This window comes from Pseudomonas sp. BIOMIG1BAC (assembly GCF_001705995.2).
GTDB lineage: Bacteria > Pseudomonadota > Gammaproteobacteria > Pseudomonadales > Pseudomonadaceae > Aquipseudomonas > Aquipseudomonas sessilinigenes.
Map to the genome: position 1 here is coordinate 954,344 of NZ_CP049045.1, position 15,856 is coordinate 970,199.

Annotated in this window: 14 protein-coding genes; 4 read left to right on the forward strand and 10 right to left on the reverse strand. The window is 66.4% G+C overall.

Translation table 11 applies throughout. The annotated features are described in order from the left end of the window. Positions 1-148 precede the first annotated feature (148 nt). From ATY02_RS04305 to ATY02_RS04315, 3 genes are read right to left on the reverse strand one after another with little or no spacing between them, the layout of a single operon-like run. Positions 149-877 carry a cobalt-precorrin-6A reductase gene (locus tag ATY02_RS04305; RefSeq protein WP_068577101.1) on the reverse strand — a complete coding sequence of 243 codons (729 nt, stop codon included), beginning with the start codon at positions 875-877 and terminating at the stop codon, positions 149-151. Continuing rightward, entirely contained in the window at positions 874-1,971 is a 1,098-nt protein-coding gene (locus tag ATY02_RS04310) for a cobalt-precorrin-5B (C(1))-methyltransferase (protein ID WP_068577104.1), read from the reverse strand. The genes ATY02_RS04305 and ATY02_RS04310 overlap by 4 nt, the downstream gene beginning before the upstream one ends. Then, positions 1,964-3,208, reverse strand: coding sequence for a bifunctional cobalt-precorrin-7 (C(5))-methyltransferase/cobalt-precorrin-6B (C(15))-methyltransferase (locus tag ATY02_RS04315; RefSeq protein ID WP_068577106.1), 1,245 nt, complete (start codon positions 3,206-3,208; stop codon positions 1,964-1,966). The genes ATY02_RS04310 and ATY02_RS04315 overlap by 8 nt, the downstream gene beginning before the upstream one ends. A gap of 48 nt (positions 3,209-3,256) precedes the next feature. Here ATY02_RS04315 and cobG point away from each other — a divergent pair, with 48 nt between their 5' ends. Genes cobG through cobJ form a run of 4 tightly spaced genes read left to right on the forward strand, consistent with a single transcriptional unit; the run spans position 3,257 to position 7,719 of the window. Beyond that, on the forward strand, positions 3,257-4,660 hold the full coding sequence (cobG, locus tag ATY02_RS04320; RefSeq protein ID WP_083235625.1) for a precorrin-3B synthase: 1,404 nt from the start codon (positions 3,257-3,259) through the stop codon (positions 4,658-4,660). Then, positions 4,653-5,279, forward strand: a complete 627-nt coding sequence (locus tag ATY02_RS04325; RefSeq protein ID WP_068577108.1) for a precorrin-8X methylmutase — start codon at positions 4,653-4,655, stop codon at positions 5,277-5,279. The genes cobG and ATY02_RS04325 overlap by 8 nt, the downstream gene beginning before the upstream one ends. Further along, positions 5,276-6,010, forward strand: a complete 735-nt coding sequence (locus tag ATY02_RS04330) for a precorrin-2 C(20)-methyltransferase (RefSeq protein WP_176719720.1) — start codon at positions 5,276-5,278, stop codon at positions 6,008-6,010. Before ATY02_RS04325 ends, ATY02_RS04330 begins: the two co-directional genes overlap by 4 nt. After that, positions 6,010-7,719 carry a precorrin-3B C(17)-methyltransferase gene (gene cobJ / locus ATY02_RS04335; RefSeq protein WP_068595474.1) on the forward strand — a complete coding sequence of 570 codons (1,710 nt, stop codon included), beginning with the start codon at positions 6,010-6,012 and terminating at the stop codon, positions 7,717-7,719. The genes ATY02_RS04330 and cobJ overlap by 1 nt, the downstream gene beginning before the upstream one ends. A 72-nt stretch (positions 7,720-7,791) precedes the next feature. On the opposite strand, the gene ATY02_RS04340 is transcribed toward cobJ, so the two are convergent. The 7 genes from ATY02_RS04340 to purH all read right to left on the reverse strand — a co-directional run bounded on the left by ATY02_RS04340 (position 7,792) and on the right by purH (position 15,842). After that, positions 7,792-8,220, reverse strand: coding sequence for an SMI1/KNR4 family protein (locus ATY02_RS04340; RefSeq protein WP_068577191.1), 429 nt, complete (start codon positions 8,218-8,220; stop codon positions 7,792-7,794). Beyond that, positions 8,217-8,759 carry a CPCC family cysteine-rich protein gene (locus ATY02_RS04345; RefSeq protein WP_068577190.1) on the reverse strand — a complete coding sequence of 181 codons (543 nt, stop codon included), beginning with the start codon at positions 8,757-8,759 and terminating at the stop codon, positions 8,217-8,219. The genes ATY02_RS04340 and ATY02_RS04345 overlap by 4 nt, the downstream gene beginning before the upstream one ends. A gap of 22 nt (positions 8,760-8,781) precedes the next feature. Next, a complete protein-coding gene (locus tag ATY02_RS04350) occupies positions 8,782-9,240 on the reverse strand; it encodes a hypothetical protein (RefSeq protein WP_068577187.1) in 459 nt (152 codons plus the stop codon). A 26-nt stretch (positions 9,241-9,266) separates the two neighbouring features. Next, positions 9,267-9,863 carry a MarC family protein gene (locus ATY02_RS04355; protein WP_022642054.1) on the reverse strand — a complete coding sequence of 199 codons (597 nt, stop codon included), beginning with the start codon at positions 9,861-9,863 and terminating at the stop codon, positions 9,267-9,269. A gap of 41 nt (positions 9,864-9,904) precedes the next feature. Next, positions 9,905-12,691 carry a hybrid sensor histidine kinase/response regulator gene (locus tag ATY02_RS04360; RefSeq protein ID WP_068577185.1) on the reverse strand — a complete coding sequence of 929 codons (2,787 nt, stop codon included), beginning with the start codon at positions 12,689-12,691 and terminating at the stop codon, positions 9,905-9,907. Positions 12,692-12,790: 99 nt separating this feature from the next. Then, on the reverse strand, positions 12,791-14,080 hold the full coding sequence (gene purD, locus ATY02_RS04365; RefSeq protein WP_068577183.1) for a phosphoribosylamine--glycine ligase: 1,290 nt from the start codon (positions 14,078-14,080) through the stop codon (positions 12,791-12,793). Positions 14,081-14,234: 154 nt separating this feature from the next. Beyond that, positions 14,235-15,842, reverse strand: coding sequence for a bifunctional phosphoribosylaminoimidazolecarboxamide formyltransferase/IMP cyclohydrolase (gene purH / locus ATY02_RS04370; RefSeq protein ID WP_068577181.1), 1,608 nt, complete (start codon positions 15,840-15,842; stop codon positions 14,235-14,237). Positions 15,843-15,856 lie beyond the last annotated feature (14 nt).

Below are 15,856 nucleotides of genomic sequence, written 5' to 3' on the forward strand. Positions count from 1 at the left end.
GGCAACTCATTTGCCAGATGAAAGGCAACGCTGCGACGACCGGGCGTGCAGCCGGTCGTTGCAGAGCTCCAAAGGAAGTTAAGGCAGGAGACTGGCGGGCACAGCCAGGGAGTTCCCAGGTTGAGGTGAGGCGCGGCGCTTTTTGCTGTCAGGCGCTGGACAGCCGCTCGAGGGCGGCCAGGAGCTGGGGCACTTCGGTAAAATGGCGATCGACTTCGGGCAGGTCGGGGCGCTTGAGTATCAACACCGGTACTCCCCGTTCGCGGGCCACTTCCAGCTTGGGTTCGGTGGCGCTGCTGCCGCTGTTCTTGCTGATCAGCACATCGATGCGCCGGCGCGCGAACAGTTCGCGCTCGTCGTCGATCTGGAACGGGCCGCGGGCGCCGATCACTTCGCAGCGCTCATTGCCCGGGCAGGCTTCCAGGGCGCGCAGGGTCCAGAACTGGCTGGCGGGAATCTCCTCCAGATGCTGCAAGGGTTCGCGCCCCAGGGTGAACAACGGTCGCTGGAAGGGTTCGAGGGCTTGGATCAGTTGTGGCCAGTCGGCCACCTCGCGCCAGTCGTCCCCGGGCTGCGCTTGCCAGGCCGGGCGACGCAGGGCCCAGCAGGGAATGCCGGCGAGCCGGGCGGCGGCCTGGGCATTGGCGCTGATCTGCGCGGCATAAGGATGGGTGGCATCCAGAAGCAGAGTGATGTTCTCGGCGCGAATGAACTGCACCAGGCCCTCGGCTCCGCCATACCCACCGACCCGCACCTGGCAGGCCAGGTCCGTGGGCACCCGGCCGATGCCGGCCAGGCTGTAGACATGTTCAGGCCCCAGGGTGCGGGCGATGGCCAGGGCCTCGGTGACCCCACCCAGCAGCAGGATACGGCTCATGGCTGGGCTCCGGCATGGCCGACGATGCCGCCCTGGCGGTCGATGGCGAAGACTTCCACCTGGACCTGGGCCGGTACCACGCTGCGGGCGAAGTCCAGGGCATGGCGGCACACCGCATCGCCCAGGGCGACTCCGGCGGCGCTGGCCATGGCCAGTGCCTGCTGGCTGGTATTGGCCTGGCGGATGGCCTCTTGCAACGGTTGGTCGGCACCGATTTCGGCGGCCCATTGCGCCAGCTGCGGCAGGTCGATGCTGGAGTGGCGGCTGTGCAGGTCCATGTGCCCGGCGGCCAGCTTGCTGATCTTGCCGAAACCGCCGCACAGGCTGAGTTTATCCACAGGGGCCTTGCGCAGGTGCTTGAGGACCGCGCCGACGAAGTCGCCCATTTCGATCAGGGCGATTTCCGGCAGGTCGTAGACCCGGCGCATGGTGTCTTCGCTGGCGTTGCCGGTGCAGGCGGCGACGTGCTGGTAGCCGTTGCTCCTGGCGACATCGATGCCCTGGTGGATCGAGGCGATGTAGGCGGCGCAGGAAAACGGCCGGACGATGCCACTGGTACCCAGGATCGACAGCCCGCCGAGAATCCCCAGGCGCGGGTTCATGGTCTTCTGCGCCAGTGCCTCGCCGCCCTCGACGTTCACCGTGACTTCGAAGCCGCCGTTGTAGGCCTGCTCTTCGGCCAGGCGTTGCAGGTGCTCGCCGATCATCCGCCGCGGCACCGGGTTGATCGCCGGCTCGCCCACCCCCAGGACCAGCCCGGGGCGGGTCACGGTACCGACCCCGGCACCAGCCACGAAGCGAATGCCCGGCTCATGGGTCAGGCGTACCTGGGAGTAGAGCAGGGCGCCATGGGTCACGTCCGGGTCGTCGCCGGCATCCTTGATGGTCCCGGCCTCGGCCCCGTCGCTGGTGCGCCGGCAGAACTCCAGGCGCATCCGCACCTCTTTGCCCTTGGGCAGGACGATATCCACCGCATCGGCCTCGACGTTGCCCAGCAGCAGGCGGGCGGCCGCGAGGCTGGTGGCGGTGGCGCAACTGCCGGTGGTCAGGCCGCTGCGCAGCGGAGCGGGCTGTTCGGCGGTTTCCTCACGCATGGGGCAGGTCCCCGGATAGCGTGCAGATTGGGTCCTGGGGTTTGTGCAGTTCCAGCAGGGTGATGGGCAAAGCCTGGCGCCAGGTGTCGAACTCCCCCAGCGGCTGGGCCTGGGCCACATGGATGCGAGTCAGCTCACCGCCGTGGCGCTGGCGCCAGTCCATCAGGGTCATCTCGCTTTGCAGGGTCACCGCATTGGCCACCAGGCGGCCGCCGGGCTTGAGTCGTTCCCAGCAGGTGGCGAGCACCCCGTCGCGGGTCACGCCGCCGCCGATGAAGATCGCGTCCGGACGCTCAAGGCCAGCCAGGGCCTGGGGCGCGCTGCCACGGATCAGGTGCAACCCGGGAACGCCCAAGGTGTCGCGGTTGTGTTCGATCAGCTGCTGGCGGCCCGCGTCGGCCTCGATGGCCAGGGCGCGGCAACTGGGGTGGGCGCGCATCCACTCGATGCCGATCGAGCCGCTGCCGGCACCGACATCCCACAGCAACTCGCCGGGCATCGGGGCCAGGCGGGCCAGGGTCATGGCGCGTACGTCGCGCTTGGTCAACTGGCCGTCATGGGCAAAGGCCGAGTCCGGCAGGCCGGCCAGGCGCGACAGGCGTGGCGCGTCGAGGCTGGCGCGGCAGTCGATGGCCAGCAGGTTGAGGTCGGCGATGGCCGGGTCTTGCCAGTCGTCGGCGGTGCCGTCGATACGCCGCTCCAGCGGGCCGCCCAGGTGTTCCAGGACGCTGATCCGGCTCGGGCCGAAGCCGCGCTCGCGCAGCAGGCCGGCCACCGCCGCCGGGCTGTGGCGGTCATTGCTCAGCACCAGCAGGCGCAGGCCGTTGGCCAACTGCGCGTTGAGTGCGGCCAATGGCCGCGCCACCAGCGACAGGCTGACCACTTCCTGCAGGGGCCAGCCCAGGCGCGCGGCGGCCAGGGCGCAGGAGGAGGGGGCGGGCAAGATCAGCAGTTCCTCGGCGGGCAGTTGCCGTGCCAGGCTGGCGCCGACGCCGAAGAACATCGGGTCGCCGCTGGCCAGCACGCATACCGCAGTGCCACGCTGGGCGAGCACCGGCTCCAGGGAAAACGGGCTGGGCCACGGCTGGCGTTCGCCACGGATGCAAGCCGGCAGCAGCTCCAGCTGACGTTGCCCGCCGACGATCCGTGAAGCGCCCAACAGGGCATGGCGGGCATTGCGGCCCAGGCCCTTGAAGCCGTCTTCACCGATTCCCACTACTGTCAGCCAGGGCGACATGGATATTCCTCGAACACAAAAGCCAGGGTTCCGACAGGCAGGCTTTTCATGCCTTCGGACAAAGCAGGCATAATACCGCGCCTTCGCCCGCGAAGCGTTTTTCCCACACTGCCGGTCACCCCTTTGAACCCACGTCCGCTGTCCACTGCCATCCGCCCCTCGGCCTGTCCGGGGTTGTTGCGTATCGTCCCGGCCCTGGACGGCGGTATCTGCCGGATCAAACTGGCCGGCGGGGTCATCAGCGCGGCCCAGGCCGTGGCCGTGGCCGAGGCGGCGCAGGTGTTCGCCGGCGGGGTGATCGAGGCCACCAACCGCGCCAACCTGCAGATCCGTGGCATCGGCGGCGAGCACCAGGCGTTGATCGCCAAGCTGCTGGAGGCAGGCCTGGGGCCGACCACGGCGGCCGGTGACGATGTACGCAACCTGATGCTCAGCCCCAGCGCCGGTATCGACCGCCAGTGCCTGGTCGATACCCGGCCCCTGGCGGCGCAGATCCTGCACACCCTGCAAGGTCATCCACGGTTCCACGAGTTGTCGCCCAAGTTCGCCGTGCAACTGGACGGGGGCGAGGCCCTGGCCATGCTCCAGCATCACCACGATTTGTGGCTGGCAGCCTGTGAGCGCGAGGGCCAACGGTTGCTGGCCTTCGGCCTGGCCGGTTGCCCGGTGGATGCGCCGCTGGCGGCGGTGCCGCTGGAGCAGGGCCATGACCTGCTGGTGGCGGTGCTGGAGGCGTTCCTCGACCTGGCGAGCCCCGAGCAGACCCGTATGCGGCACTTGCTGGCCCAGGTGTCGGTGGCGGAATTTCTGCTCCAGGTGCAACAGCGCCTGGGCGGCCCGCTGCTGAGCGTCGATGGCTGGCGCCGGTCGGCAGCCGCCGAGGGCTTGCACCTGGGAACTTATCCACAGGCCGTGGCCGGGCGGGTCTATGTCGGTGCGGTCGCGCCCCTGGGGCGGCTCGACCCGGCCATGCTCAAGGGCGTCGCGCAGTTGGCCCGGCGCTATGGCGATTCCAGCCTGCGCCTGACGCCCTGGCAGAGCCTGCTGTTGCCCGACATTGCCGTGGCGGATGCCCCGGCGGTCAGCGCTGGCTTGGCCGAGCTGGGTTTGCTTTGCCGTCCCGAGCAGGCCCTGGCCCACCTGATTGCCTGCACCGGCTCCAGCGGTTGCGCCAAGGCCCAGGCCGATACCAAGGGCGATGCGCTGCGCCTGGCGGCCCTGTTGCAGGCCCAGGGGCAACAGGCGGCGGTCCACCTTTCTGGCTGCCTGCGCACTTGCGCTGCCGCCCATGTGGCGCCCACCACCCTGTTGGCGGTGGCCCCGGGACGCTACGACTTGTATGTGCGCGACGCCACGCAGCCGGGGTTCGGCAGGCTGCGGGCGCGCAACCTTTCTATAGAAGCGGTACAAGCGCTGCTTGATGTCCGCCAACGGAGTCACCTTGATGATTGATTACATCCGCGACGGTCAGGAGATCTATCGCAACTCCTTCGCGATCATCCGCGAAGAAGCCAAGCTAGAACGCATTCCCGCCGACCTGGAAAAACTCGCGGTACGGGTGATCCACGCCTGCGGCATGGTCGAGGCCATCGATGGCCTGCAGTTTTCTGAAGGCGCCGGCAAGGCCGGGCGCGAGGCCCTGGCCGCTGGGGCACCGATCCTCTGCGATGCGCGAATGGTGTCCGAGGGCATCACCCGGGCACGGCTGCCGGCCAACAACCCGGTGATCTGTACCCTGCGTGACGACAGCGTGCCGCAGCTGGCCCGCGAGCTGGGCAATACCCGTTCGGCGGTGGCCCTGGAACTGTGGCGGCCTTACCTGGAAGGCAGCGTGGTGGTGATCGGCAATGCCCCCACCGCGCTGTTCTACCTGTTGGAAATGCTCGACGCCGGCGCGCCGAAACCGGCGCTGATCCTTGGTTTCCCGGTGGGCTTCGTCGGCGCTGCCGAATCCAAGGCGATGCTGGCCGCCGACAGCCGTGGCGTGCCGTTCGTGATCATGCAAGGCCGCCTGGGCGGCAGTGCCATGGCCGCCGCCGCCGTCAACGCCCTGGCCACGGAGATCGAATGATGCAGCAACCTGGACGTTTGATCGGCCTCGGCGTGGGCCCTGGTGATCCGGAACTGATTACCCTCAAGGCCCTGCGCCTGCTGCGCGAGTCGCCGGTGGTGGCCTACTTCGTCGCCAAGGGTAAAAAGGGCAATGCCTTCGGCATCATCGAGGCGCACCTGCAGGAGGCGCAGACCCTGCTGCCGCTGGTCTACCCGGTGACCACCGAAGCGCTGCCGGCGCCGTTGTCCTATGAGCAGGTGATCAGCGATTTCTACGACGAAGCCAGCGTGCAAGTGGCCGAGCACCTGGAGGCCGGCCGCGATGTGGCGGTGATCTGCGAGGGCGACCCGTTCTTCTACGGTTCCTATATGTACCTGCACGACCGCCTGGCCGAGCGCTACCAGGCCGAAGTGGTGCCGGGGGTCTGCTCGATGCTCGGCGGCGCCTCGGTGCTGGGTGCGCCGCTGGTGTATCGCAATCAGAGCCTGTCGGTGCTGTCCGGGGTGCTGCCCCATGACGAGCTCAAGCGCCGCCTGGCCGATGCCGACGCGGCCGTGGTGATGAAGCTGGGGCGCAATTTTCCCAAGGTCCGCCAGGTCCTGGATGAGCTGGGGCTGGCGCAGCGGGCGCTGTATGTCGAGCGCGCGACCATGGCCAACCAGAAGATCGTGCCCCTGGACGAGGTGGAGCCGATGTCGTCGCCGTACTTCTCGTTGATCATCGTTCCCGGACAAAGGTGGCAAGGCTGATGGCCCGTTCGACTCCGGCCATCGTCATCCTTGGCCAAGGCAGCCTCGATACCGCGCGGCGGATCCAGCGCCTGTACCCCGACGCACTGGTCTACGGCCTGGCCGAGCGCACCACGGGCGCCGACCGCAGTTACCAGGAGTTCGGCGCGACCCTGCGCCAGCTCTATCAACAAGACACGCCGATCATCGCCCTGTGCGCCGCCGGCATCGTGATCCGCACCCTGGCGCCGCTGCTGCTGGAGAAGGGCGCCGAGCCGCCGGTACTGGCGGTGGCCGAGGACGGCAGCGCGGTGGTGCCATTGCTGGGCGGCCTGGGTGGGGTCAACGTCATGGCTCGCAAGATCGCTGCCGGCCTGGGCGTGGCGGCAGCCATCACCACCAGCGGTGAACTGCGCTTCGGCACTTGCCTGCTCAACCCGCCCAGCGGTTATGCCCTGGGCGACCTGGAGCTGGGCAAGCGCTTTGTCTCCGATTTGCTGGGTGGCGAGAGCGTGCGCATCGAAGGCGCCGCGCCCTGGCTGGCCGAAGCCCGCTTGCCGGAAGATCGCGAAGCCCGGTTGACCATCCGGGTCGGTTCCGCCGAGCGTGAGCCCGCCGCCAACGAACTGCTGATCTACCCGCGCAGTGTCCTCATCGCACTCACCTGCAGGAACGAGCTTGCTCGCGATAGCGGCCCCGAGTTGGCCGAGCATCTGCGGGCCGCTCTGCACCAGGCTGGGATCGCTCGCCAGTCCGTCGCTTGCCTGCTGGCCGCCGACAGTGAAATGGCCAGCCCGGCCTTGCGTGACGCCGCCGCCGAACTGGGCGTGCCGCTGCGTTTTGCTCCGGCGGCCAGCAGTGTGGCCGAGCTGGCGCAACAAGCGGTGCCACAATTGCTGCCGCCCCTCAATGCGGGCGAGGACATTGCCATCGCTGTGGCCAGCGAACCCCTGGACCCGCAACGGATCGGCCAGCCCCGTGGTCGCCTGGCCGTGATCGGCCTGGGGCCGGGCGCCGCCGAACTGATGGTGCCGGCGGTCAAGGCCGAACTGGCCCGGGCCCAGGACATCCTCGGCTACGAAACCTATGTGCGCATGGCCGGCCCATTCCGCGCCGACCAGGTCATGCACTGCACCGACAACCGCGAGGAAATGCAGCGCGCCCGCCACGCCTTCGAGCTGGCGGCCCAGGGCCGTTCGGTGGTGGTGGTGTCGTCCGGCGATCCGGGTGTGTTCGCCATGGCCTCGGCGGTGCTCGAAGCCTTGCACGAGTCCAGCGACCCGGCCTGGCATAACGTCGACCTGGAGATCCTGCCCGGGGTGTCGGCCTCCCTGGCCACCGCCGCCCAGGCGGGTGCGCCACTGGGCCACGACTTCTGCGTGTTGTCGCTGTCGGACAACCTCAAGCCCTGGGAGATCATCGAGAAGCGCCTGGACCTCGCCTCCCAGGCCGACCTGGTGCTGGCCTTCTACAACCCCATCTCCCGTTCCCGGCCGTGGCAACTGGGGCGGGCCCTGGAGATCGTGCGCCAGCACCGCACAGCGCAAACCCCGGTGGTATTGGGGCGCGACATCGGTCGCCCGGGCCAGACCCTGCGCGTCACCACCCTGGGCGAGCTGACCCCGGAGCAGGTGGACATGCGCACCATGGTGCTGGTGGGTTCCTCCACCACCTGCACCTTTGCCAAGGCGGATGGCGGCGAGTGGGTCTACACGCCGCGCTGGTACTAGAGGGGCAGCGGCAAGCTTCGAGCTTTGAGCGGCAAGCTAAAAACTTGCGGCTTGTCGCTTGAAGCTTGTCGCTTAGGGCTGCAAGTACCAGATGATGAATTCGAAGAAACCGGTCCATCTGGCGGCAATGCGGCCAGCGGTGAAGGCTTCCCAGTCGCCCAGGTCGAAATCCCAGACGCCGCCGCTGTCCTTGTCCAGCAAGTAGCCTCCTTCGCCTTGCAATGAGGTGAAGGCGATGAAGTTCTGCGGCAGCTCCCATACTTCATGAATGAACTCGGTGCCTACAAGGATCTCCTCGCTGGGCTCGACGATATTCATCAGCACTTCGTAGCTCGCCCGGCTTGCGAAGTCGGCGGGGTGGTAGGCCAGGTAGATCTGTGCGAACTCGCTGTCCAGGGCAATGCCCAGTGTTGCCAGCGCTCGGGTGACCCCGGCGGTATCTGGGCGCGGGCGGAAGCTGGGCTGGGCTTCGATCAGGGCGACCAACTGCGGGGGAATCATGGGTGGTCCTTGATGATAGGTGGCCATTTGTCCAGGGGCAGGCTGCCCTGGATCTGGGCAAAGTGTTCCCGGGCCTGGGCCAGGGTCTTGTGGTTGGGGCCGCTCAGCACATCCAGTGCCTGGCAGCCATCGTCTTCCCAGTGGCACAGGCCGCAGATCTCGTACTCGCCATGGGCGCCGAGGGTCAGGTAGCCGCAGCAGGGGCAGGCCAACAGGGTTTCCACCGGGCCCTCGACCGGCTGGCTCGGGTAGCCGGCCTCGGCCAGGCAGCGGCTCAGGTAGGGGTTGCTGACGCCATGGTAGGCGGCGCGCAGGCTGACCAGGATCAACGCATCGTAACGCGCGGGCTGGGCGTTTTCCGGAGGTTCCCGAGTCTGTATTTCTTCCCCCAGGCTGGCTGGGAGGGTGGCGAATTCCGGGGCTTGTGGAGCCAGGGTCCAGACGTTCAGCAGATGATCGGCGCGTTCTTGCGCCGAGAGTGCGAGCAGGCGGTGCCGGCTCAAGAGCTCGATGGCCGCGGGGCGCGTCAGTGGCTTCATGGGGTTGTGCTCGACAAGGGGATCAGCACGCCGGCCAGGTCAGGGTCAACTGATCCGGCCGCTCGATGGGAATGCAAACGCTGACCCCGCTGGTGGATTGAGCCTCTATATGCCGGTCGCGGATTCGCACCTGGGCGAAGGGGTTGGTTTCCCGGAGCACCAGCAGCCAGATCAGGCGCTGCGAGTCTTTCTCCAGCAGCGCCAGGAAGCCATCGCTGCCGTGGGCCACGCATTCGCCAGCCAGGGCCTGCCAAGGTTCCGGGCCGGGGGCTGAACAGCCCAGGGTCGCCAGGCCTTCGCAGGCTTCTGCCGGTTGGTGATCCAGGGCCGGGAGCCACGCCTTGTCCTGCAGTCGGCTTGCCCCGTGGGGCAGCTCGAACAGGCAGTAGAAACCATTGCCCAGGATCAGGGCGTTTTCCCGCGGGTAGGCTTCGTCCCACCATTGCTGCTGGATAAAGGCCTGGTCGGCGTTGTAGGGCATGGGCATTCCGTTGCGATGAGGGCTGGCTAGGGCACCAGGTAGCCGCGCACTCCGGTGAAGATGATCTGCGCCGCCAGGGCACAGACGAACAGGCCCATCAGCCGGCTGACGATCTGCAGGCCCTGGTCGCCGAGGATGCGCTCGATGCGGTTGGACAGGTACAGCACCACGCCCACCGTGAGGCTGGCCAGGGCGATACTGAGGATGGCGGTGAGCTTGTCGTCCCAGTGCGGCTGGCTGACGCCCATGACCAGCAGGGCACCGATGGTGCCGGGGCCGACCGTCAGGGGAATGGTCAGCGGGACTATGGTCACGTCTTGCTGCACGTTGTCGGTCTGCACCGCCGACTTGCCCTGGGCCATGCCCAGGGCGGAGATGAACAGCACCGAGCCCGCGCCGATGCGAAACGCATCCACGGTGATGCCGAACACGCCGAAGATCACCCGCCCGAACAGGTACAGCAGCACGCTGGAGACCAGGGTCGCCAGGGCGACTTTCCAGGCCAGGCGCCGGCGTTCCTTGAGGGAGTAGCCACGGGTCAGGCTGATGAAGCACGAGAGGACGAAGAAGGGGCTGTAGAGCACCAGCATCTTCAGGTAAACGCTGAACAGCACGTGGAGCATGGTGGGAGCTCACGACTAGGGAGGGCGAGCCAGAGTTTAACTCAGCTGGTGTGCGCGGTGCTGCGTTCGCGCAAGTCGCGTTGGGTGACCCAGTGTTCCACCAGTTCGCGCAGTTGCGACAGCTCCACCGGCTTGGCCATGTGCCCGTCCATGCCGGCCTGGCGCGCGCGCTCCTTGTGCTCGGCCAGGATGTGGGCGGTCAGGGCCACCACCGGCGTGCGCACTCGCTGGTTACCCACTTCCCAGGCCCGCAGTTGCTGGGTGGCGGAGAACCCGTCGAGCACCGGCATCTCGCAGTCCATCAGCACCAGGTCGTAGCGATTGGCTTTCATCGCCTGCAGGGCTTCCTCGCCATTGCTGGCGGTGTCGGGCTGCAGGTTGAGTTTGCCGAGCATGCCGCGGATCACCTTGGTGGAGATGCTGTTGTCCTCGGCCACCAGGATGCGGAAGTCGCTGGGCACGGTCACTGCGGCCGGGGCGGGAGCGGGGTTGAGCGGCAGGTTGTAGGGCGCGGCCGGGGCCCTGCTGCGCTGGCTGAGTTCGTCGGCCAGGGTGGTCTTGAGGGTATAGCCGGCCACCGGCTTGGCGAGGATGCGCTTGATCCCGGCATTGCGTGCGATCACCTTGCTCGGCGCGTTGCTGATACCGGTGAGCATGATCAGCAGGATGTCGTGGTTCAGGCTCGGGTCTTCCTTGATCTTCGCCGCCAGTTGCATGCCGGTCATGCCGGGCATGTTCTGGTCCAGCAGGACCACATCGAAATAGTCCTTCAGGTGTGCCTTGGTGCGCAGCAGGGCCAGCGCCTCCTTGCCGGAGGGCACGGCGCTGACGTTCAGGCCCCAGGCGCTGCATTGCTGGACCAGGACCTTGCGGCAGGTGTCGTTGTCGTCCACCACCAGTACCCGGGCCCCTTGCAGCGGGCCGTCGAGGTCGGCGGTAGGTTGTTCCAGGCGCTCGGCATCCAGAGGCAGGGTCAACCAGAGGGTGCTGCCCTGCTGGTTGCCGCTCTTGATGCCGAATTCACCATGCATCAGCAGGATCAGTTGGCGGGCGATCACCAGGCCCAGGTTGCCGCCCAGGCGGGTGTTGGCCAGGAAGTTCTTGCTGTGCAGTTCGGTGTGCAGCAGGGCTTCGCGTTCCTCGGCTTCCATGGGCTGGCCGCTGTCTTGCACGGCGATGCGCAGGCGCGGTTTGCTGCTGCGCTCGTCGAGGGCGACGACGATCAGGACTTCGCCTTCGTCGGTCTTCTTCAGGGCGTTTTCCAGAAGGCTCAGCATGGCCTGGCGCAGTCGCGTCGGATCGCCACCGATGACCCGCGGGACCTGGGGCTGGATGAAGCTGATCAACTCGACATTCTGCTGTTCGGCCTTGGCCCTGAAGATGCTCAGGCAGTCTTCGATCAGGGCGTTGAGGTCGAACTGCACGTCGTCCAGTTCGATCTGCCCGGACTCGAGTTTGGAGATGTCGAGGATCTCGTTGATCAGGGTCAGCAGCTCGTTGCCAGCACTGTGGATGGTTTGCACGTAGTCGCGTTGCTTGACCGACAGCGGCGTGCCCAGCAGCAGCTCGGTCATGCCCAGCACGCCATTCATCGGGGTGCGAATCTCGTGGCTGATCTTGGCCAGGAACTCGGCCTTGGCGTTGACCTCGGCGGTGCTGGCGGCCAGGTCGCGACTGACGCTGAAGCGGTTCTCGGTGATGTTGCGCTGGCGCTCGCCCAGGGCCACGCTCATCAGCAGGCCGGCCACGCAGACCACGCTCATCAGGGTGACAATCAACCCTTGCGGCGGCACCAGCGTCAGGCCGAGCAGGGCAGGGAGGATCACCAGGGTGCCGAGGTTGAAGATCGCCATGGCGGCAACGAACAGGCGTGCCGGACGATACCCCTTGTGCCAGTGGTAGCCGCCCACGAACAACATGCTCAGGCCGGCCAGGGCCACCAGGGCATAGGTGATGATATTCAGCGGCAGGGTGTTGACGAACAGCAGCAACAAGCCGCTCAGGGCGATCAGCAGGATATTGCCCAGCAGCAGGCGATTCAGCGGGTGCGCGCCCAGCGGGGCGAAGAAGCGATAGGCGAACATCATGCCGGCCGGCGCGGTCAGCAGCAGGGCCAGGTACGCCCCGGGCGTCTGCAGGGCCTGCCATTGCGGCAGCCAGGGGCCGAGCAGGTTGAGCAACAGCATCAGGCTGAGGGTCAGCAGGCTTTCGCAGATCGCCAGCCACAGGCTGCTGCGCGAGCGGGTGTAGGCGAAGCGCGTGAGGTTGTGCAGGATCAGCATCGTCAGGCAGCCGAAGAGCACGCCATAGATCAGCGTCTGGCTCTGGTTGGCGGCGCTCATCACGGCCGACTGCAGGGTGATGTAGGGACGCAGCTCGTGCTCGGACACCAGGCGCAGATACACATCCAGCGGCTTGGCGTTTTGTGGCAGCGCCAGGATGAAGTCGCTGCTGGGCAACGGCCTCTGTGTTTGCGGCTGGCTGAAGCCACTGTTGGCCTGCTCGATCAGCGTGTCGCCTTCGAGCACGTAGAGATTCAGATGGGCCAGGTCAGGGGCGAAGATCCGCAGGATCTGTTCATGGGGCCCGGGTTGCAGCTTGAAGCGCAGCCACAGGGCACCCTCTGGCGCGGCGGCGGTGAGCTTGTCCAGCTCGATGGGGCTGAACTGGTTGGTGTAGCGCGGGGAGCGGATGTCACTGAGTTGCAGGTCACCCTGATCGTCGAGCAGAACTGCCCAGCCACTGCCTTGCGCGGCCAGGGCCGGGTTCAGGCAGAGCAGAGTCAGCAATGTGACGGTGAAGCCTAGGGCAGTCCTGAGCCAGCGCACGGCGAAATCCCTTCATTGGTTGATGCCTGATTATAACTATGCGCGGCGTAATGACCGAACGGCAAGGGTGCGTGGCCCTTGCCGGGGTCACGGGGAGCCTTACTCCTGGCCGCGCTCGCGGGCAATGGCACGGTAGCCGATGTCCTTGCGGTAGAAGCAACCCTGCCAGTCGATCTGGGCGGCCAGGCGATAGGCTTGCTGCTGTGCCTCATCGACACTGGCACCCATGGCGGTGGCGCACAGTACGCGGCCGCCTGCGGTCACGATCTGGCCGTCCTTGAGTGCAGTGCCCGCGTGGAAGACCTTGCCTTCCAGTGCGGCGGCTACGTCCAGGCCGCTGATGGCCGCGCCCTTGGCATAGTCACCAGGATAGCCGCCGGCCGCCAGGACGATACCCAGGCTCGGGCGTGGGTCCCATTGTGCTTCGACCTTGTCCAGGGCCTGGGCCAGGGCCGCTTCTACCAGCAGGACCAGGCTCGACTGCAGGCGCAGCATGACGGGTTGGGTTTCCGGGTCGCCGAAACGGCAGTTGAACTCGATGACTTTCGGGTTGCCGGCCTTGTCGATCATCAGGCCCGCGTAGAGGAAACCGGTATAGACGTTGCCTTCCTCGGCCATGCCGCGCACGGTCGGCCAGATGACCTGGTCCATCACGCGTTGGTGCACGTCGGCGGTGACCACCGGTGCAGGCGAGTAAGCGCCCATGCCACCAGTATTCGGGCCAGTATCGCCGTCGCCCACGCGCTTGTGGTCCTGGCTGGTGGCCATGGGCAGCACGTTCTTGCCGTCGACCATGACGATGAAGCTGGCTTCCTCGCCATCGAGGAACTCTTCGATCACCACGCGCGAACCGGCGTCGCCGAAGGCATTGCCGGCGAGCATGTCACGCACGGCTTCCTCGGCCTCGGCCAGGGTCATGGCGACGATCACGCCCTTGCCGGCGGCCAGGCCGTCGGCCTTGATCACGATCGGCGCGCCTTTTTCCTGCAGGTAGGCCAGGGCCGGCTCGATCTCGGTGAAGTTCTGGTAGTCGGCGGTAGGGATCTTGTGGCGGGCCAGGAAGTCCTTGGTGAAGGCCTTCGAGCCTTCCAGCTGGGCGGCACCCTGGGTCGGGCCGAAGCAGTCCAGGCCACGGGCACGGAACAGATCGACCACACCGGCCACCAGCGGGACTTCCGGACCGACGATGGTCAGGGCAACGTTCTTCTCGGCGAAGTCGGCGAGCTGCTCCAGGGCCAGCACGTCGATGGCCACGTTCTCGCACTTGGCCTCGATGGCGGTACCGGCGTTGCCGGGAGCGACGAATACTTTTTCGACCCGTGGGTCCTGAGCGACTTTCCAGGCCAGGGCGTGTTCACGACCGCCGCTACCAATGATCAAAATGTTCAAGTCAGACTCCTTCGGAGGAAGCTACAAGCCGCAAGCTGCAAGTTGAAACTCAAGTGCAGCAGGCGGCTGTCAATTAAAGAGGCTGCAAGCGCGAGCAGAGGCGACAGGGTCGCGCTTTTACTTGGCGCTCGCAGCTTGCAGCTTGACGCTGCTTTTAGTGACGGAAGTGGCGCATGCCGGTGAATACCATCGCGATGCCGGCTTCGTCGGCAGCGGCGATCACTTCGGCGTCACGCATCGAGCCGCCAGGCTGGATCACGGCCCGGATGCCGACCTTGGCGGCATTGTCGATGCCGTCGCGGAACGGGAAGAAGGCGTCGGAAGCCATGACCGCACCTTGCACTTGCAGGCCGGCGTGCTCGGCCTTGATGGCGGCGATGCGGGCGGAGTTGACGCGGCTCATCTGGCCGGCGCCGACACCGATGGTCTGGCGGTTCTTGGCATAGACGATGGCGTTGGACTTGACGAACTTGGCCACTTTCCAGGCGAACACCAGGTCGTGGACTTCCTGTTCGGTCGGGGCACGCTGGGTGACGATCTTCAGGTCATCGGCAGTGATCATGCCGATATCGCGGCTCTGTACCAGCAGGCCGCCGTTGACGCGCTTGAAGTCCCAGGCCGCAGCCCGGTCCTGCGACCATTGTCCACAGGCCAGCAGGCGCACATTGGCCTTGGCTGCGACGATGGCGCGGGCCGCTTCGCTGACGCTGGGAGCGATGATCACTTCGACGAACTGGCGCTCGACGATGGCTTTTGCGGTTTCGGCATCCAGCTCGCGGTTGAAGGCGATGATGCCGCCGAAGGCCGATTCGGTATCGGTGGCATAGGCCAGGTCGTAGGCCTTGCGGATACCGCCTTCGTCTTCAGGGACCACGGCCACGCCACATGGGTTGGCGTGCTTGACGATGACGCAGGCCGGCTTGACGAAGCTCTTCACGCATTCAAGGGCAGCATCGGTGTCGGCCACGTTGTTGAATGACAGTTCCTTGCCTTGCAGCTGGAAGGCGGTGGAAATGCTGGCTTCGCCTTTTTGCGCCTCGACATAGAATGCCGCGCTCTGGTGCGGGTTCTCGCCGTAGCGCATTTCCTGGGCCTTGGCGAACTGGCTGTTGAAGGTGCGTGGGAACTCGCTGCGCCCTTCGGTAGACAGGGTGTCCCGGGTCTGGTCGATGGTGCCCATGTAGTTGGCGATCATGCCGTCGTAGGCTGCCGTGTGCTCGAAGGCCTTGAGCATCAGGTCGAAGCGCTGGGCGTAGGTCAGGCCGCCGGCCTTGAGGTTCTTCAGGACGTCGGCGTAGTCGCTGGCGTTGACCACGATGGCCACGTCCTTGTGGTTCTTGGCGGCCGAACGGACCATGGTCGGGCCGCCGATGTCGATGTTCTCGATCGCGGTCGGCAGGTCGCAGCCGGGCTTGGAGATGGTTTCTTTGAAGGGGTAGAGGTTGACCGCCACCAGGTCGATGGGCTTGATCCCGTGCTCGCTCATGATGGCATCGTCGATACCGCGACGGCCGAGGATGCCGCCGTGGATTTTCGGGTGCAGGGTCTTGACCCGGCCGTCCATCATTTCCGCGAAACCGGTGTAATCCGCGACTTCCACTGCGGACACGCCATTGTCCCGCAGCAGCTTGAAGGTCCCGCCGGTGGAGAGGATCTCCACGCCGAGGGCTTCCAGCTCCTTGGCGAATTCGAGGATCCCGGTCTTGTCGGAAACACTGATCAAGGCGCGGCGGATCGGCAGGCGGGTGGTCTGGTCGGTCATCTCAATTTCCATCA